The sequence below is a fragment of the Rhizobium sp. R86522 genome, assembly GCF_042466255.1.
GTDB lineage: Bacteria > Pseudomonadota > Alphaproteobacteria > Rhizobiales > Rhizobiaceae > Allorhizobium.
On the sequence record NZ_JAXHBX010000001.1, the window covers coordinates 3,104,744 to 3,122,846 of the forward strand.

Consider the following 18,103-nt stretch of genomic DNA (forward strand, 5'->3'; position numbering starts at 1 on the left):
GATTCTGCTGCTGCACCTTCGCCCTTTGTCTACCTTTTGAATGTGCGGTCCGGTTTCTGAAGCAGGAAATTGGCCAAAGGACCAAGGCAACATGTTTGGAATGTCCAGCAACACCCACTCGCAGCTTGAATCGCTTGAGGTCATTACCGCGAACATCATGATCGCCGACGACAAACTCAACATCCGCTACATGAACACCGCTACGAAGGCGATGTTGAAGGAAGCGGAGAGTGACCTGAAAAAGGAATTGCCGCGCTTCGACTTCGACAGGCTGATCGGCAGCAATATCGACATCTTCCACAAAGATCCCGGGCATCAGCGTAACATGCTGTCGAGCCTGAAGAATCAGCACAAGGCAACCATCTGGGTCGGCCACCGGGCTTTTGACCTGATCGTCACGCCGCTGAAGAATGGCGCCAAAACCACCGGCTTCGTCGTGGAATGGGCCAACGCCAAGGAACGGTTGCAGAACCTCGACTTCCAGAACCAGATGGAGGCCATCAGCCGCGTCCAGGCCATCATCGAATTCACGCCGCAAGGGGAAGTGGTCTCGGCCAATCAGAACTTTCTTGATGCCCTCGGCTACCGAATGGACGAGATCAAGGGCAAGCAGCACAGTCTGTTTGTCGACCCCGAATATGCGCGCACGCCTGACTATCAGGAGTTCTGGACGCAGTTGCGAGCCGGCAAGTTCCAGGCCGCCGAGTTCACCCGCTACGGCAAGGGCGGCAAGAAGGTCGTGATAAACGCCTCCTACAATCCGATCATGGACGATCGCGGCCGTGTGACCAAGGTGGTGAAATTTGCCACCGATGTGACCGAGCGCGTGCATGCCGTGGACACGATCGGCGATGCGCTTGGACGCATGGCCAAGGGCGATGTCAGCTTCACGATCGACAGACCCTTCGCTCGGGATTTCGAAGCTCTCAGAACCAACCTCAACGACGCCGTGACGCAGCTTGCAACCACGCTCGGCGCCGTGGCGCAATCGACCGACCAGATCGACAGCGGCAGCCGCGAGATCAGCTCGAGCGCCGAAGACCTGTCGAAACGCACCGAACAGCAGGCGGCTTCGCTCGAGGAGACGGCAGCGGCCCTCGACCAGATCACCGTCAACGTCAACAACGCCTCGAAGCGCGCCGAGGAAGCCCGACACGCCACCCTCGCCGCCGATACGAGCGCGACGCGCTCCGGCCAGATCGTTGCCGAGGCTGTAGGCGCCATGGCACGCATCGAGCAGTCCTCGAACCAGATTTCCAATATCATCGGGGTGATCGACGAAATTGCCTTCCAGACTAACCTGCTGGCGCTGAATGCCGGCGTCGAAGCGGCTCGCGCCGGCGAAGCGGGCAAGGGTTTTGCTGTTGTTGCGCAGGAAGTCCGCGAGCTCGCGCAGCGGTCCGCCGGTGCTGCGAAGGAGATCAAGGAGCTGATCCGCAACTCCTCCGAAGAAGTCAAGAACGGCGTCAAGCTGGTCAGCGAGACCGGTGAGGCCTTGAAGACGATCCAGGACAATATCGTGGCGGTCAATGACCACATGCAGGCCATAGCCAGCTCGGCACGCGAACAGGCAACCGGCCTCTCCGAGGTCAACTCGGCGGTCAATCAGATGGACCAGGTCACCCAGCAAAACGCTGCCATGGTGGAAGAGTCCAACGCTGCGAGCGCCACGCTGGCAACGGAGACACAGCGGCTTCGCCAGTTCATCTCCCGCTTTACCCTCGGCAGGCACTATACCGGCCAGCAGGGGACGACGTCAGCATCCCATGGTGCGGCACGCGCTCACACGCCATCCAGCCCTGCAGCAGCACCCCGGCGCGCACCGGCACGCCCGGCGCAGACGCATGGAAATGCCGCTCTCAAGCAGGACGAGTGGCAGGAGTTCTGAGCCTGACAAGGGTCGCGCCTGCACGCCGGGCGCGACGCCACACTCATGGGCGCGGCACCTTTGCGAAGCCCTTGCCCAGGATCGGGCCTGTCGGCTTGCCCGTCGGTGATCCACCCAAAGGCTCCACCGTGATCTCGTAGAGCTGCTCCTCGATTGGGCCGGGAAGATCAGGCCCTTCGACTGTTGCCGTCCGCCAACCGTCGAGAACGCCGAGCGATACCGGTCCGGTATCGCTCGGCGGCAGCGTCCAGAGCTGCAGCGACCGGTCTGCGGCCACGGACACGTCGGAAAGCGGGATCACCTTGGCCGTCTCATTGCCGAAATCCTCGATCATCACGACCGGCTCGCCCTGTTCATTCATCAGAACGGCGATGACCTGTGGCTCCGCGCTGCGGAGAAGGGTGTAAGACAAGGCGCCGACAAGCAGGAGTGAGGCGGCCGCAGCCGCCAGACCGAAGCCTCGCCACCAGGAGAGGCCATTGTCGTTGACAGCCGCTGGCGGAGCGGCGGCGCTCTTCGGTCGCTCCTGCGGACCGAGCTGTCGTTCAATCCTTGCCCAGAGATCAGGAGATACGCTCGCGGTCGGACCGACGAGGTCGAGCTCTAGGAACTTATCACGCGACACGGCAACGGCACGGGCGAGGCTCTCGTCGCGTTCCATCTCGGTTTCGGTTGAACGATGCTCGTCCTCGTCCATCAGTCCGAGAACATAGGCATCGGCGCGTTCGGCTAAAGTGTGCCATGTGCTCATGCCATGCACTCCCTCAGCGCTACCAGCGAGCGGCGGATCCAGGCCTTGGCGGTCCCAAGCGGCAATTTCAAACGACCGGCGATCTCGCCATGGCTGTAGCCCGAGACATAAGCCATCATGACCGTCTTGCGACGCAGCCCGTCGAGCCGTCCAAGACAGGCGCGAAGGCGACTTGTTGTATCGAGCTGATCGAACAGATCGTGATAGAGGGCATCCGCGCCATCATCCTGCAGTCGCTCGAGGCTGTCCGTTTCAGTCAGATCTTCCCGCCCACCATCCCGGAGTGCATTCAGCGAGCGTGACCGAACAATTGCAAAGATCCATCCGCGCGCGGAGCCGCGCGACGGATCGTACTGCCAGGCCTTGTTCCAGATCTGCAAGAAGGCTTCCTGGACGATTTCCTCCGCCAGGTCGTGACGACGCAAGATTCGCTCAGCCACCGTGACCATGCGAGCCGCCTCGCTTTCGTAGATCAAGGCCAGGCCGTTGCGATCCCCTGCGGCACAGGCTTTCAGTGCCGCACCGAGCTTATCTTGCTCATTCTCCATCCAGCTTCCTTCCAAGAACCTGCGCGGAAAGTAGCTCACCCGTCTGATTTGGCAACCTGCACCACATGCACCCGCCGAAGAACTGCCGCTCGTCATCGCCACGTCCATGAGTTTCTCCTTCATTTCGGAGACACGCGACGAGCGTCTCTGGATGCAGAAGAAAAAAACTTCTGACGCCTGCATCCAATCGGCATCTGCCGCGTGTCTTTGGTTCAGGAGGCACCAGATCGGTGTCGCCACCATCCAAACGGGAGAGTTTTCCATGACCAGCATCCGTATCCTCAGCCTTGCCGCAGCCACCGCCCTTGCGGCCTTCGGCGCCCAGGCCGCTCAGGTCGTCGGTCTCGCAGGCGACAAGACGCTCGTGATGTTCGACACTGAAAAGCCTGAAGTCTCGAAGTCGATGGACGTCACCGGCGTCGATCGCCTCGTCGGCATCGACTACCGTCCGGCCAATCAGACCATCGTTGGCGTGACGGCGGACAATGTCATCGTCACCATCGATCCGGAAACCGGCGCGGCAACGGAACTCGCCAAGATGGACAAGCCGCTGACGATCGGCGATGCGCCTGTGGTCGTGAACTTCAACCCGGCGGCTGACCGGCTGCGCTACATGACCGGCACCACCAATCATCGCGTCCATCCCGACACGGGTGCCGTGACCGTGGACGGCAGCCTCGTCTTCGAGGAAGGCGACATGCACAAGGGCGAAACCCCGAATACCGTCGCTGCCGCCTATACGAATTCTGTCGGCAAGCCGGAAAAGACCGCGATGTACAACATCGACGCGACGATCGGCGCGCTCATCCAGCAGACCAAGCCGAATGACGGAACGCTGAAGGCGATCGGCAAGCTGGGCATCGAGGGCATGCCGAAGACCTATGCCTTCGACATCGAAGCGGGAGCCGACGGCAAGAATACCGCCTGGCTGGTTGCCGATAGCGCACTCTACACGGTCAGCCTTGAAACGGGTGCAGCAACGAAGACCGGTGACATCACCGGTGCGCCGGCGGCGATCAAGTCGATCACGGTGATCCCGGCGATGTAAGCCAGAGCTTACAAGGGGCCTGTATCCGCAGGCTCCGCCAAGCAAAGCGAAAAGGCCTCCGCGAGATCATCGCGGGGGCCTTTTCATCAGAGCATCGCCATATATTTTGGCAGTTCCCGCATGCTGGGCACGACGATCAACGTATGGACGTGTCCCCGCTTATAGGCATTGAGGAACTTATTGTAGTCTTCGAAGACGACACAGCCTGAGCTGTCACCACGACGGCGCAGCAGGTAAGTGTGGGTCAGGAAGCCATCGCGGTTATACATCTTGGCATCGCCGACGGGGTTCATGCGAATGGCCTCGATGCCATGGAAACGGGCTTCGCGCATGCGCAGCTTGTAAACGTTGGGTGGCGTCGGCCCCATGTTCTTTACATGCACATATTTGGGATTGTCGCGCATGTGGCCACGACCGGAATGGGCGCGCAGCTTTTCACCATTGGGCATGTGCACGACGGAATCCTCGATCACGTAGACGGCAATGCGGCTTCCCGGACCGGGCAGGCTATTCTTGCGGTTGAAGATGCCCCCTGCCCCGTCATCCGTGGTGATCGGATTTTCCGGCTTGGCGTAGGCCAGCATGCCGAACAGCGTCTTTTTATTCGGCTTTTCAGTCGTGGTGACTGCAACAGGCGCTTCCGGAGCCGGCACGCGCTCGACACGCGGTTTGGCCTGCGGCTTGGCACCCGGAACCGGGCCGTCATCCGGCAGAGCACCGTGATCTTCTGTATGGGGTGCCGAGAGCAATTCCTCGAAGGGCTCTTCGCGCGGATCGGCCGCGGCCATCGTTTCGGATGCGCTTGGCGTTGCAGCATAGCCGAGGGCGACAGGTGCTGCCTCGGCCGTGTTCCTCGTGATGGAGGCGGTGACGACGGGATCAACGTCGTCTCTCTCGCTGCGGCGTTCATGGGCGGCAGTCGCAAGGGCGGCCTGCTGACGCCCCGCTTCCGCTTGAGCCAGCGCTTCGCGCAACACCGCAATGTCCTGTGCGCCGACAACGCTCTCCACACGGGCGAGCAGCAGGCGGTCGGACTTGTCGACCTCTGCAAGCTGCATGGCAGCAGGCAGCATCAGCAGGCCAAGATGGTCGGTGGCGGCGATCGCCTCGGCAAAGCGGTGGCGCATCTCGTCAAGGGCTGCGAAATCCGACGATGGTGCCGGCACGGTTCGGGGCGGAAGCGGCTTCGACAGGGCGAGATCCGGCTTCGGCAGGCTGTGGCCCACCACGCTCGGTGCCTGGATTGTGGAGGATGACAGTCCCTTGATTACGGCGAGGCTTGCTGTGCCCCAGAAGAGGCAGGCCAGTGAGATGCCCAAGACCGTCGGCAGGCTGGAGCCGCGCTTATTTCTGCGCGACTTTGTCTTCTGAACGGCGGCGCGATCGCCACCGATGACCTGAGGGGTCAAGGACGCCATGATACCTGAACTCGCTTACCAAAACTCGGAGAACCGGTCGCCTAGCAGCGGAAACCGGCTTTACTGGGACAGGATGCCCGATGGTCGTCCTGTCGGCTGTCCTAAAGAATGAAGAAGTTTGGTAACCAAGAGGTTTACGCCCGGAGCTCCTTTGTGACATTTCCGGGCGCGGCGTCGAGATAGTTTCAAACGTGACGGGTCAACCCGCCATCAACCTTAAGGTTCTGACCCGTGATGTAAGCCGCACCATCCGAGGCGAGGAAGGCGATCGTGGCTGCGATTTCCTCGCTCGTACCGTAGCGTTTCATCGGCACACCATCACGCCGCTCCTCGGTCGCAGGCAGGCTGTCGATCCAGCCGGGAAGGACATTGTTCATCCGGATATTCTCGCCCGCATAGGTATCGGCGAAGAGCTTGGTAAAGGACGCGAGGCCTGCGCGGAAGACGGCCGAGGTCGGGAACATCGAAGATGGTTCAAAGGCCCAGGCTGTCGAGATGTTGATGATGGCCCCGGATTTCTGGCTCTGCATGATCGGCGTGACGAGGCGTGTCGGACGGATAACATTGAGAAGATAGACATCCATGCCTTTGGCCCACTGCTCATCGGTGATCTCGAGGATCGGGGCCCGCGGGCCGTGGCCTGCACTGTTCACCAGGACATCGACGCGACCATAGCGCTCCATCGTGCCGTCCACGAGGCGTGCAAGGTCTTCTGGAGACTGGTTCGACCCGGTGATCCCGAAGCCACCAAGTTCGGCGGCGAGTGCCTCCCCCTTGCCGGAGGACGAGAGGATGGCGACCCTGAAACCGTCGACGGCAAGGCGCCTTGCGGCAGCCGCCCCCATACCGCTTCCCCCTGCCGTGACGATGGCGACCTTCTGACTGGACATGTCTGTATCTCCCTTTGATGGGAGCGAAGATCAAAGGTCAGCCCGGCGATGTCCAGTCAGAAATGCTGAAGGCCGGTGCAACGTTTGTGGCACCGGCCTTGATGGATTTCGTGGAAGCGCAGGTTACCAGCTGCGAACGTCGAGAACGCGGTCCTTGTGCGCCGGATGGGTGGAGAAGACGAAGATGCGATCCAGCTCCTTCTGCGTCAGCAGGCGCAGGAAACGGATTTCGGCCGTGTTGTTGGCAAAGCTCTTCATCAGCACCGCACCCACCTTGTTGATGCGCGCATCCGGAATATCGAGATAGAACTCCTTGGGAAGATTGACCTGCGTGATCAGTCCGATCACCGCGCCGCTGAGCGATATGCGCAGGACGTCGCAACGCCGCGCTGCCATGTGGGACATGCCGTTCTCGGTGTATTCGAGGCGCCCGGCATTCATCGTATCCTCCATGCGATACCGGTTCTCCCGGTCATACATGAAGGATTCCTCCTTCTTCAGGAAATGAGATCCGCCGCTTGCTGCTCTCATCGTTTCTGCCCTCGTCTTTTTGTCAATTGTTATGGGCAAAAAGCTAACAGCGACAACTTAACAGTCGGTGTTGCCGCAAGGGCCATTCCTGACCACGAAAAAGCCCTGTTATCGGTAAGGATAACAGGGCTTTAAGCAGATTGGTCAAGTTATGGTCAGCGGCGGTAGGTCTGACCATCGGCGTCGAACAGATGGAGCTTGGTCTTGTCTGCGGAAAAGCGCAGCGTCTGCCCCTTTTTCACATCGACAATGCCGGGCAGCTTGACGACGATCGGCTCTTCTTCGACCGGCCCCTTGACATAGAGAAGCGTGACTTCGCCGAGTGCCTCGACGATGTCCACATTGCCCTCGAAGAGAAATTCCGCGCCGGTTGAGATCGCAAGATCTTCCGGTCGGACGCCAAAGCTTGCGGACTTGCCCTGTTCCGATGCGGCGATCGCCACATCAACGGTGACTTCCGAGCCATCCTTCAACTTGATCCGGGTCGCCTCGCCCGTGCCGATCACGGTCACCGGCATGATGTTCATGGCCGGCGAGCCGATGAAGCGGGCGACGAAGAGGTTGGCCGGACGCTCATAGAGTTCGAGCGGCGGACCGACCTGTTCGATCTTGCCAGCCGAGAGGACCACGATCCGGTCCGCAAGCGTCATCGCCTCGACCTGGTCGTGGGTCACGTAGATCATCGTAGTGTCCGCCATCTGCTCGTTGAGCTTGGCGATCTCGATGCGGGTCGCGACACGCAGGGCCGCATCGAGGTTGGACAACGGCTCGTCGAACAGGAAGACCTTGGGGTCGCGGCAGATGGCGCGACCGATGGCAACGCGCTGGCGCTGACCGCCGGACAGCGCCTTCGGCAGGCGGTCGAGATAGGAATCAAGCTGAAGAATGTTCGCCGCAGAGCGAACGCGACGGTCGATCTCTTCCTTGCTTTCCCCGGCGATGCGCATGCCGAAGGCCATGTTGTCATAGACGGTCATATGCGGGTAGAGCGCATAGGACTGGAACACCATGGCAATGCCGCGCTTGGACGGCGGCACATCGTTGACGAGCTGGCCGTCGATATAGAGTTCACCGCCTGTGATGTCCTCAAGGCCCGCAATCATGCGCAGGAGCGTGGACTTGCCGCAGCCCGAGGGGCCGACAAAGACCACGAACTCGCCTTCCTTGATCTCCAGATCGATGCCGTGCAGGACCTTCACCTGCCCGTATGCTTTGCGGATGTCCTTGAGAACGAGACCCGTCATGCTTTCCTCCCCTGTCAGGCGTGGCGCGCGAAATAGGCGCCCCAAGCCGGCAACTCTACCTTGTTATCGTTGATTGCACTGTCAAAGCCGTGGCCTTCGAGCGCGATCCATTCGCCGGATGGCATGGCAATCGACGTTTGATCGGCGCTCATGTTGAAGATGCAAAGCAGCTTCTCATTGCCGAAGGCGCGGGTGTACACCAGCTGGTCATCGCCTGCCTCGTGGAAGGTGATGTCGCCCTTGGCAAAGGCCGGATACTGTCGGCGGAAGGCCAGGAAGCGACGATAGTGCTCGAGCACGGATTCCGGCTTGCCAAACTGCGTGTTGACCGCGCGCAGGTTATGTTCAACCGGGATGGGCAGCCAGGTCTTCTGCGCCGTCGAGAAGCCCGCCTGGGTCGCATGATCGTCCCAGACCATTGGCGTGCGGCAACCGTCGCGACCCTTGAACTCCGGCCAGAACTGAATGCCATAGGGGTCCTGGAGATCCTCGAAGGCGATTTCGGCTTCCGTGAGGCCGAGTTCTTCGCCCTGGTAGATGCAGACGGAGCCGCGCTGGGTCAACAGCAGCGCCGAGGTCATCTTCGCATAGGCGTCGCGATCGAGAACGTTTGCTCCCCAGCGGGATACGTGGCGAACAACGTCATGGTTGGAGAAGGCCCAGCAGGCCCAGCCTTCAGGGGCTGCATTTGCGAATGCATTCTGCGTGTTGCGCACGACTTCCGGCGTCAGAGGTTCCGGCGCCAGGAATTCGAAGGCATAGCACATCTGCATCTTGTCATTGCCGGAGGTGTATTCGCCAACGATTTCCAGACCACGCTGGCTGTCGCCGACTTCGCCGACGGCGGCAATCGCCGGATACTCGTCGAGCAGCGCACGGAAGCGCTTCAGGAAGGCGATGTTCTCAGGGCGGTTCTTGTCGTAGATGTGTTCCTGGAAGTTGTAAGGGTTCACGGCCGGTGCGGTCGAGGCGTTGCGGCGCTCCGGTGCAAGCGGCGGATTGTCCCGCAGTTCCTTGTCGTGGAAGTAGAAGTTGATCGTGTCGAGGCGGAAGCCGTCGACGCCGCGGTCGAGCCAGAAGCGTGTGGCCGCCAGGAGCGCATCCTGCACTTCCGGATTGTGCAGGTTCATGTCCGGCTGCGAGGTCAGGAAGTTGTGCATGTAATACTGCATGCGGGTTGGATCCCACTGCCAGGCGGACCCGCCGAAGATCGACAGCCAGTTGTTCGGCGGCGTGCCATCCGGCTTCGAATCCGCCCAGACATACCAGTCAGCCTTGGGATTGACGCGGCTCGAGCGGCTCTCGACAAACCAAGGGTGCTGGTCCGACGAGTGCGACATCACGAGGTCGATCATGACCTTGATGTTGAGGCGGTGGGCTTCGGCGATCAGGCCGTCGAAATCGGTCAGCGAGCCGAACATCGGGTCGACGTCGACGTAGTTCGAGACGTCGTAGCCGAAGTCCTTCATCGGCGAGGCGAAGAAAGGCGAGATCCAGATCGCGTCGGCGCCGAGATCGGCGATATGTGACAGACGGGCGGTGATGCCCTTCAGGTCACCGATGCCGTCACCGTTGGAGTCCTGATAGGAGCGTGGGTAGATCTGATAGATCACCGCGCCGCGCCACCAGTCCTTGTCGGGCGTCATGACGGGATTTGCATCTGCACTCATTTAGATATTCCTGTTGGCTTGGTCTGAAACCCGGCGTCAGCCACCCTTGACCGATCCGGCAAGGAGGCCACGCACGAGGTAGCGTTGCATGAAGAAGAAGACGAGGAGCGGCACCGCGATCGACACGAAGGCGGCTGTCGCCAGGATTTCCCAGTTGCCGCCGCGCGTGCCCAGAAGCTCGACGATCTGGTTCGTCATCACGGTCGTCTCGCCGGTCGCATCGATCAGGAAGACCTTGGCGACGAGCAGGTCGTTCCAGGTCCAGAGGAACTGGAAGATGGCGAAGGAGGCGAGCGCCGGGAACGATAGGGGAAGGATGATGCGGGTGAAGATCTGGAAATCCGTCGCACCGTCCACCTTCGCGCATTCGATGATGTCGCGCGGGAGCCCCACCATGTAATTGCGCAGGAGGTAGATCGCGAGCGGCAGGCCGAAACCCGTATGGGCGAGCCAGACACCGAGATAGCCCTTGCCGATGCCGATCGACAAATGCAGACGCAGCAGCGGGATGAGTGCGAGCTGCAGCGGAACGACCAGAAGTGCTACCACGGCCGCGATCAGCAAAGCGCGGCCGGGGAATTCCATCCACGCGAGCGCATAGGCAGCGAAGGCTGCAATCACGATCGGGATGACGGTCGCGGGAATGGTGACCGTCAGCGTGTTGAAGAAGGCTTTTGCCATGGAGTCCGTGGTCGAGCCGGAAAAGAGGACCGTCTCGTAATTGTCGAGCGTAAACTTCGGCGGCAGCTCGGCCGTGACGAAGATGCGATCACCGCGGCTTCCGGTCAGTTCGACATCGCTTTCCAGACGATAGTCGCCATTGGCCTGGACGGTCACACGTGCATTGTCTCCCATTGGCGCGGTCGCACCGGGCTCGTATTCACTGATGGCACGCGAGGATGTTCCCCAGACCGAGATCTCTGCTTCGGCCGAAGCACCGCCTTCGCTGAGCAGATTGCCCTCGATGACCCAGAGATTGCCTTCCTGCTGCTGGGTGGACGGAGCCGCCGTTCTCAAGACGAGGTTCTGCTCCTGCGAGAAGAGCGAGCTCCACCAGCCGCTGGTGGAAATCTGGTCCGCCGTGCGGAATGACGAGATGAAAAGGCCCGCGGTCGGCAGCAGCCAAAGGATGACCAGTGCCACGACCGAGAGATGAACGGCCCAGACGAGACCGGATTTCTTGCCTGCAATCTTTGCCATGATCCCGCCTCCCCTCAGCGCATTTCTTTTCGAGCGTTGTAGACGTTCCAGACCAGGATCGGCAGAACCAGCAGCATGATCACCATGGCGCTTGCCGAACCGATGCCCCAGTCATTGGCCCGGAAGAGCTTGTCGAACATGTAGTTGGCAAGCACCTGCGTTTCCCACTGGCCATTGGTCATCGCAAAGACGATGTCGAAGACCTTGAGAACGACGAGCGTGATGGTGGTCCAGACGACGACCACGGTTCCCATGATCTGCGGGATCTTGATCTTGAAGAAGATCTCAAAATCGTTCGCGCCATCGATGACGGCCGCCTCGATTGTCTCTTCCGGGATGCCGCGAATGGCCGCCGACAGGATGACCATCGCGAAGCCCGTCTGGATCCAGATCAGCACGACCATCAGGAAGAAGTTGTTCCAGAACGGAATCGTCAACCAGGTCTGCGGCTCGCCATAGGGATAGGCGAAGGTCATGACGGTGTAGATGGAGACAAGCGCACGATAGCAGAGCCAGGCACCGGCGAGCGTCAGCGCAACGCGGACCACGACACCGAATTTCGAGCTTCCACCACGATGGCCGATTCCTCCGCCGAGGGGACGCAACAGCTGGTAAATGCCATAGGCGACGAAGGCAATGAACGCGAGGAGCAGCAGTGCCGGCAGGATACGCAGGGTCAGAACCGCCCCAAATCCGCCATCGAAAGACAGCCAGATGGCGTTGAGGATACCGATCTGTTCCTCACCCGCCGGTCGTGTGTCATACACCAGCTTGAAGATGACTGACGCACCGACGAAGGAGATCGCCATAGGCATGAAGATCAGCGATTTCGCGATGCTGCCCCAGGAAATGCGGTCGGTAAGCTGTGCGGCCAGAAGGCCGAAGGCTGTGGAGACTGCCGGCACCACAATCAGCCATAGCAGATTGTTGGTGATCGCCTCCCAGAACTTCGGTTCAGCAGCCATCCGCTCATAATTGGCCAAGCCGACGAAGGCTCCCCCTAAACTGCGGTCCGACACGGATAGCCAGAGCGTGGCGATGACGGGATAGACCAGATAGAAGCCGAGGGCGACAATGGCAGGAAACAGGAACAGCCAAGGGCGGATCATATTGGCGCGGTTGATATTGCGCCCTGCGTGCTCACCCTTGGCGGGGAACAGCACCCTGTCGACAAAAATATTCGACAGGTAGAAATAACCGACACATCCACCGACACCGATGATGATCGTGATCAGAGCCTGCAACGCTGGATTCATGATGGTCTCCCCCTCCGCATGCCTTCTGATTTTTGCGAGCGCCCGGGCGGTTTAGCCCGGACGCTCGTGAGGCAGTACTGCTCTATGGCAGCTTACTTGACGCCGTCCCAGGCTGTCTGGATCGACTTTGCAACATCTTCCGCGGACTTGCCACCGACATAATCGACCATGCCGGTCCAGAAGCTTCCTGCGCCGATGGCGCCCGGCATCAGGTCGGAACCGTCAAAGCGGAACGTGGTCGCCTGCAGCAGGATATCGTTCATCTTGCGGACGGTAGGATCCGTGAAGACTTCCGGGTTCACGCCCTTGTGCGGGGTGAGGAAGCCCTTCTGGGCCATCCAGACTTCATGGGCGATCGGCGACTTCAGGAACTCGATGAAAGCGCGAGCGGCCTTGCTGTCCTTTGTGATAGTGAAGGTCGTGCCAGCGCCAAGAACCGGGCTTCCGAGGTTCTTTTCGGCATAGGCCGGGAAGTAGAAGAAGTCGGCATCTTCGCCCACCGACGTGCCTTCAGGGAAGAAGGACGGGATGAACGACGCCTGGCGGTGCATGTAGCACTGCGGCGGCGAGGCAAAGAGGCCCTTCGGGCTGTCGCGGAAGTCGGTCGAAGCGACGGCGCCGGCACCACCGACGACGAACTTGTCGTTCTTGGCGAACCAGCCGAACTCATTGATGGCATTGACGACGATCGGGTCGTCGAACTTCATCTCGTTGGAAACCCACTTGTCGTAGTCTTCCGGCGACGCCGTGCGCAGCATCATGTCCTCGACCCAGTCGGTGGCCGGCCAACCGGTGGCGGCACCCGAACCGAGACCGATGCACCACGGCGTACCACCGTCAGCGACGATCTTCTCGGTCAGAGCCTTGAGCTCTTCCATGGTCTGCGGGACTTCGTAACCGGCATCTTCGAAGTTTTCAGGCGAATACCAGACGAGCGACTTCAGGTCGGTCTTGAAGGGGAAGCCGTAGAAGGCCTTGTTGCCGTCCTGGCCAGCATAGGTGCCGAGATCGACCCAGGACTGGCCAGCGGCGTAGTTATCCTTAAGCCAGGATGCGTTTTCAGCGCCGAGATCGGTCAGGAAGCCACGCTTCGCCATGTCGGACGCGAGGCCCGGCTGCGGGAAGATGGCGATGTTCGGGGCGGAGCCGGCTTCCAGATCGACGGCGATCTGCTGCTCGAAGCTGTCAGAGCCGGTGTAGCGGACATCCGCGCCGGTCGCGGCTGCGAAATAGGCCAGAACGCTTTCAACGAGGACTTGGTCCGGGCCCAGCCAGGGGCCAAAAATGGTGATCTGTTCGCCGTTGAGCTGGGTCTTCTTCAGCTCCTCGAAGCTTGCCCAATTGAACTTGGCATCTTCACCGGGAGCGAACTTCAATTCCTGTGCGCCGGCCGTGCCAGCAACGAGCGCGGCAGCAGCCACGGTCATCAAAAACAGTTTCTTCATGTGATTAACCTCCCATCACATCGGACGGCCAAACGTCCTTGGTCAGCGCATTATCCTCAAAGCGCTTTGGCCCCTATTTCATCCCATTGGGTTCCGTATTGAGTCAAGCGCTTTTCTGGTTCTGCCGCATTTTGGCGCAACCCCTGGCACGGCCAGCAGCATCTGCATTGATTTAAAGCATTTTTCTCTTGTCGCCGACCGGGCGTCTGCGCCATAGTCGAAGCGCTTTGACCACCTGCGGAGGCAACTGGCGGTCTTGCACGGGAGAGGAATGCCAGCAGTGAATCTCAAAGAATTGTCGCAGATGCTCGGTCTGTCGCAGACGACGATAAGCCGTGCGCTCAACGGCTATCCGGAAGTGAACGCGGAGACGCGCAGGCGCGTGCTTCAGGCGGCAAAGGAGACTGGCTACCGTCCGAACCGGGCGGCCCAGCGTCTGGCGACCGGCAAGGCCGGATCCATTGGGCTGATCATGCCGATCTCGCCCGATCATAGCTCGGACATGCACTTCGCCGAATTCCAGAGCGGGCTCGCCGAAGCCTCGATCGTCCACGACTTCCATTTCGTCATCATGCCGTCACGGGCTGAAGAAGAGGAACAGGCCATCCGCTGGCTCGTCTCAAGCGGCAGTGTCGATGGTTACTATCTCGCCTATGTGCGCGAGAAAGATCCGCGGATCGCGATGGCGAAATCCTTGTCCCTGCCCTTCATCGTGCACGGTCGATCCTCCGGTCTCGATCTGGACTACCCCTTCCTCGACGTGGACAACGAAGGCGCCTTTTATGATGCGACACGCTTCCTGCTCCAGCTCGGGCATAAGCGTATTGCCCTGCTGAATGGACAGGCGGAGCTCGACTTCGCCTATCGGCGTCGACTTGGAACGGAGAAGGCGCTTGCTGAGAAAGGGCTCCTGCTCGATCCCCGGCACACCCGGCACAGTTTCATGGGCGACGAGCAGGGCTATCGCGGCATGAAGGAGATCCTGGGCTTGCCGGATCGTCCAACCGCGGTTCTGTGTGCCAGTACCGTGCTTGCGCTTGGCGCCGTCCGGGCGATGAACGAATTCGGGCTGAAGCTCGGGACCGACATCTCGCTTATCGCCCATGACGACGAGTTGCCGCTGCTGAAGCCGGAAAACTTCTCGACGCCCCTCACCACGACCCGCTCGTCGTTGCGCGCAGCAGGAAAGCGGGTCGGCGAGCGCCTGATTGCAATGATCAACCAGAGCGAACCAGCCTTGCCCGAGCAGGAATTGTGGAAGGTGGAACTGGTGGTGCGGGCCTCGACGGGACCGGCGCCGGCCTGAGCACGGCGCCCCGCACGATCCGTCAGAAGCGCGGCGCCGCCATGCCTGCCCGACGATGGGCGGCGATCACTGTGTTGGCCATCAGCATGGCAATCGTCATCGGCCCGACGCCGCCCGGAACCGGCGAGATCGCCTTGGCAACCGGCTTGCATTCGGCAAAGGCGACGTCGCCGACCAGCTTGAACTTGCCCTCGCCCTTTTCCGGAGCCGCAACACGATTGATGCCGACATCGATGACGGTCGCGCCGGGCTTCAACCAGTCAGCCTTGACCATTTCAGCACGGCCGACGGCGGCGACCAGGATGTCGGCCTGGCGGGCGAGTTCCGGCAGGTCGCGGCTGCGAGAATGGCCGATAGTGACGGTGGCATTGGCATTCAGCAGCAATTGCGCCATCGGCTTTCCGAAGAGGTTCGACCGGCCGATCACCAGTGCATTCAGGCCGGACAGGTCGTCACCATGGATCTGGCGGACAAGGATCATGGCACCGGCCGGGGTGCAGGAGAGCAGGCCCGTCTTCAAATCACCTGTCGCAAGCTTTCCGGCATTGACGATGTGCAGGCCGTCGACATCCTTTTCCGGCAGGATCGACTGGATCACCGGCTCGCTGTCGAGATGCTTGGGAAGCGGGAGTTGGACGAGGATACCATCGATCTCGGGGTCGGCATTGAGCGAGGCGACCAGCGCCATCAGCTCGCCCTGAGAGGTCTCCTCCGGCAAGGTGTGCTGGATCGAGTTGAAACCGCACTGCTTGGCCATCCGGCTCTTCGCGCCGACATAGGCGTGACTTGCCGGGTCGTTGCCGATGATGACCACAGCCAGACCGGGCTTGCGATGGCCGGAGGTCTTGAGCGTCGTCGCTGCTGAGGTTACTGCTTCAATCACCGAAGCAGCGGCTGCCTTTCCATCGATTACCGTGGTCACTGTGCACAATCCCCGTCTAGAACTCGCAGCAAGCTAGCGCCAACATGCAGGCGCCGTTTGCCTGTCGCCGTCCTATGCTGTCAAAATGCGGCACATTGCAAGTGCAGGATCTCGCGGCCCTGGTGTCAGCCGGACATCGTTGCCGGCTGACTGAGCCGGTGACGCAGCACATATGCGAGAAAGACGGGGATGCCGAGCACATAGCGTCGCCAGAGGCGCGAAGGCTCCCGCCAAAGACGAAACAGCCATTCGGACCTGAGTTGGCGGACCCAGTCAGGCGCACGGGGGACACGTCCCGAGACGAAGTCGAGCAGTGCGCCAACGCTGATCACGACCCGCGCATGATCGCCGGTCAGATGCCTGTCGACCCATTTTTCCTGCAGCGGCGTGCCCATGGCGACGAGCAGCAGATCGATGCGGGCCTGCTCAATGCGCTTGAGGATGAATGTCGGATCGGCACGGTCGAAATAGCCATCCGAGATTTCGACGAATTCGTGCCAGGGTGTGTGAAGGCGAAAGTTCTTGGCGGCATCCTGCAGCACCTCGGATGTTGCTCCGAGCAGCCCTACCCTGAGCGGCTTCGTGATGAAGGTCAGGGCTGCCGGGACGAAATCGGTCCCGTTCAGATTGGCCGAGAAGCGGTCTCCGTGCAGGAACTTCGCGGCGATATCGACACCGATGCCATCCGGCAGGACCAGACACCGACCGAGAACCTCGCGGTAATCGGGGTCCCGCATCATCACATTGGCATTGTTGGCATTGAGGAAGGCGATGTGTGTGAGGCCCGTGTCCTCGGTCAGCTTTTCCTCAAGAAGGGCGAGCGCTGGCTTCCAGCCCAGGTCGTGGACGGGCATGTCGAGGATCGGGCGTACGGGGACAACCGTTTGCGGAGCCGGGCCAACGACGTCGTCAGGCTCTCTCACTGCAGAAAATGACGAAGCTGGCATGGAAGGGGTCCCAAGGATCGATGCCCAGAACCTATCAGTCACCGCTAAAATTCAGGTTAAGCTCCGCGCTACAATTCTCATGAGATGATCAACGCGGCGTTCACCATAAGGCCACGCGAATGGTCAATGCCCTGAGGATGCCGCCTTTTCCTCAACCTTTTCGCCTTCGACGACCGTGGTCTTCTCCATGGGCTTGGAACCACCGTCGGCAGCCTTGCGGGCGGCGTCCTTCGAGACGTAATCGAGCTGCTCAATCAGCACCTGAGCGATCATACCCTCACCGAGCCTTGCATTCATCTCGGTCTTGATCTGCTCACGAAACGAATTGACGTCGAAGGCGGAGACGTTGCCGATGTCGACCATCTTGTTGCCAACCAGCAGCGTGAACAGCTGGTCGGTCATCAATTCGGTCGTCGGCAGGTCCTGTCCTTTGAGCTTTTCCTTGTCCATCATGAAGGAGATGCGGGTCAGGAAATATCCGGTGACATCACCACCGCCGATGACCGGAATGGTGATGGACTCACCGCGAACGAGCTCGAGTGCGGCCGTCTTTGTTTCTTCCTCGCTCGGGCCGGCAGGGGCTGTCGCCAGATAGATCGAACCGTAGACGGCCCCCAGCGTGACGATGCAGACCCAAAGGCCGATTCCGAGTATCTTGCCCATCAGAACTCGCTGAACTGGAACTGTTCCTGAGAATAGGTGCCGTCACCGTCTGCGTCGCGAACCGCGTTCTTCAGGATGTCGGCAACCGCACGAACGGCCGCGAGATGCGCCTCGACGCGACGGGCGTTCAGAGCGAGCTTTTCCTTCAGAACATGGAGCTGCTCGACATAGTTGACCGCGAATTCGCGCGGGTCCGTGTCACGGAACAGCATGGTCAATTCGTAAAGGCAGCGGCTCTTGTGGGCGTTGGAAACCTTGAAGTCGAATTCCGGATCTTTGCCGATCCGCTCGTTCTCATTGTCGATGATACGCTCAAGCCGGCTCAGTACCGTCTTCACCCGATATTCGCTTGAAACAAATTCCATGAATTCTGCCC

At 60.5% G+C, this 18,103-nt stretch carries 17 protein-coding genes; 3 read left to right on the forward strand and 14 right to left on the reverse strand.

Going from position 1 to position 18,103, the window contains the following annotated elements:
- Positions 1-91: 91 nt before the first annotated feature.
- A complete protein-coding gene (locus SJY08_RS15040; RefSeq protein WP_153761427.1) occupies positions 92-1,888 on the forward strand; it encodes a methyl-accepting chemotaxis protein in 1,797 nt (598 codons plus the stop codon).
- A 43-nt stretch (positions 1,889-1,931) separates the two neighbouring features.
- On the opposite strand, the gene SJY08_RS15045 is transcribed toward SJY08_RS15040, so the two are convergent.
- Positions 1,932-2,639 (reverse strand): anti-sigma factor domain-containing protein, encoded by a 708-nt coding sequence (locus SJY08_RS15045; protein WP_377276641.1) that lies wholly within the window; start codon positions 2,637-2,639, stop codon positions 1,932-1,934.
- Entirely contained in the window at positions 2,636-3,187 is a 552-nt protein-coding gene (locus tag SJY08_RS15050) for a sigma-70 family RNA polymerase sigma factor (RefSeq protein WP_377278626.1), read from the reverse strand. Before SJY08_RS15050 ends, SJY08_RS15045 begins: the two co-directional genes overlap by 4 nt.
- Positions 3,188-3,449: 262 nt before the next feature.
- Here SJY08_RS15050 and SJY08_RS15055 point away from each other — a divergent pair, with 262 nt between their 5' ends.
- Positions 3,450-4,235, forward strand: a complete 786-nt coding sequence (locus SJY08_RS15055) for a DUF4394 domain-containing protein (RefSeq protein WP_069042247.1) — start codon at positions 3,450-3,452, stop codon at positions 4,233-4,235.
- A gap of 86 nt (positions 4,236-4,321) precedes the next feature.
- Here SJY08_RS15055 and SJY08_RS15060 read toward each other — a convergent pair whose 3' ends face one another.
- From SJY08_RS15060 to SJY08_RS15095, 8 genes are all read right to left on the reverse strand, one after another.
- Entirely contained in the window at positions 4,322-5,653 is a 1,332-nt protein-coding gene (locus SJY08_RS15060) for a tlde1 domain-containing protein (protein WP_377276643.1), read from the reverse strand.
- A 185-nt stretch (positions 5,654-5,838) separates the two neighbouring features.
- Positions 5,839-6,543 carry an SDR family oxidoreductase gene (locus tag SJY08_RS15065; RefSeq protein ID WP_377276645.1) on the reverse strand — a complete coding sequence of 235 codons (705 nt, stop codon included), beginning with the start codon at positions 6,541-6,543 and terminating at the stop codon, positions 5,839-5,841.
- A 123-nt stretch (positions 6,544-6,666) separates the two neighbouring features.
- The gene (locus tag SJY08_RS15070) at positions 6,667-7,074 is read right to left on the reverse strand and encodes a hypothetical protein (protein ID WP_054150821.1); all 408 of its coding nucleotides are present in this window, start codon (positions 7,072-7,074) and stop codon (positions 6,667-6,669) included.
- 155 nt (positions 7,075-7,229) lie between these two features.
- A complete protein-coding gene (locus SJY08_RS15075) occupies positions 7,230-8,318 on the reverse strand; it encodes an ABC transporter ATP-binding protein (protein ID WP_377276648.1) in 1,089 nt (362 codons plus the stop codon).
- 14 nt (positions 8,319-8,332) lie between these two features.
- On the reverse strand, positions 8,333-9,988 hold the full coding sequence (locus SJY08_RS15080) for an alpha-glucosidase (protein WP_069042252.1): 1,656 nt from the start codon (positions 9,986-9,988) through the stop codon (positions 8,333-8,335).
- Between the two features lie 36 nt (positions 9,989-10,024).
- Positions 10,025-11,188, reverse strand: coding sequence for a carbohydrate ABC transporter permease (locus SJY08_RS15085; RefSeq protein WP_069042253.1), 1,164 nt, complete (start codon positions 11,186-11,188; stop codon positions 10,025-10,027).
- A 14-nt stretch (positions 11,189-11,202) separates the two neighbouring features.
- On the reverse strand, positions 11,203-12,444 hold the full coding sequence (locus SJY08_RS15090; RefSeq protein WP_054150825.1) for a carbohydrate ABC transporter permease: 1,242 nt from the start codon (positions 12,442-12,444) through the stop codon (positions 11,203-11,205).
- A gap of 92 nt (positions 12,445-12,536) precedes the next feature.
- Positions 12,537-13,889 carry an ABC transporter substrate-binding protein gene (locus SJY08_RS15095; protein ID WP_054150826.1) on the reverse strand — a complete coding sequence of 451 codons (1,353 nt, stop codon included), beginning with the start codon at positions 13,887-13,889 and terminating at the stop codon, positions 12,537-12,539.
- 280 nt (positions 13,890-14,169) lie between these two features.
- Here SJY08_RS15095 and SJY08_RS15100 point away from each other — a divergent pair, with 280 nt between their 5' ends.
- A complete protein-coding gene (locus SJY08_RS15100) occupies positions 14,170-15,195 on the forward strand; it encodes a substrate-binding domain-containing protein (protein WP_300890551.1) in 1,026 nt (341 codons plus the stop codon).
- Between the two features lie 22 nt (positions 15,196-15,217).
- On the opposite strand, the gene folD is transcribed toward SJY08_RS15100, so the two are convergent.
- From folD to SJY08_RS15120, 4 genes are all read right to left on the reverse strand, one after another.
- Positions 15,218-16,117, reverse strand: a complete 900-nt coding sequence (folD, locus tag SJY08_RS15105; protein WP_377276652.1) for a bifunctional methylenetetrahydrofolate dehydrogenase/methenyltetrahydrofolate cyclohydrolase FolD — start codon at positions 16,115-16,117, stop codon at positions 15,218-15,220.
- A gap of 125 nt (positions 16,118-16,242) precedes the next feature.
- Positions 16,243-17,064 carry a WecB/TagA/CpsF family glycosyltransferase gene (locus SJY08_RS15110; protein ID WP_156322945.1) on the reverse strand — a complete coding sequence of 274 codons (822 nt, stop codon included), beginning with the start codon at positions 17,062-17,064 and terminating at the stop codon, positions 16,243-16,245.
- A 123-nt stretch (positions 17,065-17,187) separates the two neighbouring features.
- Complete coding sequence (locus SJY08_RS15115) at positions 17,188-17,727, reverse strand: flagellar basal body-associated FliL family protein (protein ID WP_054150829.1); 540 nt, start codon at positions 17,725-17,727, stop codon at positions 17,188-17,190.
- The gene (locus SJY08_RS15120) at positions 17,727-18,092 is read right to left on the reverse strand and encodes a hypothetical protein (protein WP_054150928.1); all 366 of its coding nucleotides are present in this window, start codon (positions 18,090-18,092) and stop codon (positions 17,727-17,729) included. Before SJY08_RS15120 ends, SJY08_RS15115 begins: the two co-directional genes overlap by 1 nt.
- Positions 18,093-18,103: the final 11 nt, after the last annotated feature.

Excerpts from the sequence above, each read along its gene's own strand:
- SJY08_RS15040 (WP_153761427.1), top strand. The coding sequence starts at position 92 with ATGTTTGGAATGTCCAGCAACACCCACTCGCAGCTTGAATCGCTTGAG.
- SJY08_RS15045 (WP_377276641.1), bottom strand. The coding sequence starts at position 2,639 with ATGAGCACATGGCACACTTTAGCCGAACGCGCCGATGCCTATGTTCTC.
- SJY08_RS15050 (WP_377278626.1), bottom strand. The coding sequence starts at position 3,187 with ATGGAGAATGAGCAAGATAAGCTCGGTGCGGCACTGAAAGCCTGTGCC.
- SJY08_RS15055 (WP_069042247.1), top strand. The coding sequence starts at position 3,450 with ATGACCAGCATCCGTATCCTCAGCCTTGCCGCAGCCACCGCCCTTGCG.
- SJY08_RS15060 (WP_377276643.1), bottom strand. The coding sequence starts at position 5,653 with ATGGCGTCCTTGACCCCTCAGGTCATCGGTGGCGATCGCGCCGCCGTT.
- SJY08_RS15065 (WP_377276645.1), bottom strand. The coding sequence starts at position 6,543 with ATGTCCAGTCAGAAGGTCGCCATCGTCACGGCAGGGGGAAGCGGTATG.
- SJY08_RS15070 (WP_054150821.1), bottom strand. The coding sequence starts at position 7,074 with ATGAGAGCAGCAAGCGGCGGATCTCATTTCCTGAAGAAGGAGGAATCC.
- SJY08_RS15075 (WP_377276648.1), bottom strand. The coding sequence starts at position 8,318 with ATGACGGGTCTCGTTCTCAAGGACATCCGCAAAGCATACGGGCAGGTG.
- SJY08_RS15080 (WP_069042252.1), bottom strand. The coding sequence starts at position 9,988 with ATGAGTGCAGATGCAAATCCCGTCATGACGCCCGACAAGGACTGGTGG.
- SJY08_RS15085 (WP_069042253.1), bottom strand. The coding sequence starts at position 11,188 with ATGGCAAAGATTGCAGGCAAGAAATCCGGTCTCGTCTGGGCCGTTCAT.
- SJY08_RS15090 (WP_054150825.1), bottom strand. The coding sequence starts at position 12,444 with ATGAATCCAGCGTTGCAGGCTCTGATCACGATCATCATCGGTGTCGGT.
- SJY08_RS15095 (WP_054150826.1), bottom strand. The coding sequence starts at position 13,889 with ATGAAGAAACTGTTTTTGATGACCGTGGCTGCTGCCGCGCTCGTTGCT.
- SJY08_RS15110 (WP_156322945.1), bottom strand. The coding sequence starts at position 17,064 with ATGCCAGCTTCGTCATTTTCTGCAGTGAGAGAGCCTGACGACGTCGTT.
- SJY08_RS15115 (WP_054150829.1), bottom strand. The coding sequence starts at position 17,727 with ATGGGCAAGATACTCGGAATCGGCCTTTGGGTCTGCATCGTCACGCTG.
- SJY08_RS15120 (WP_054150928.1), bottom strand. The coding sequence starts at position 18,092 with ATGGAATTTGTTTCAAGCGAATATCGGGTGAAGACGGTACTGAGCCGG.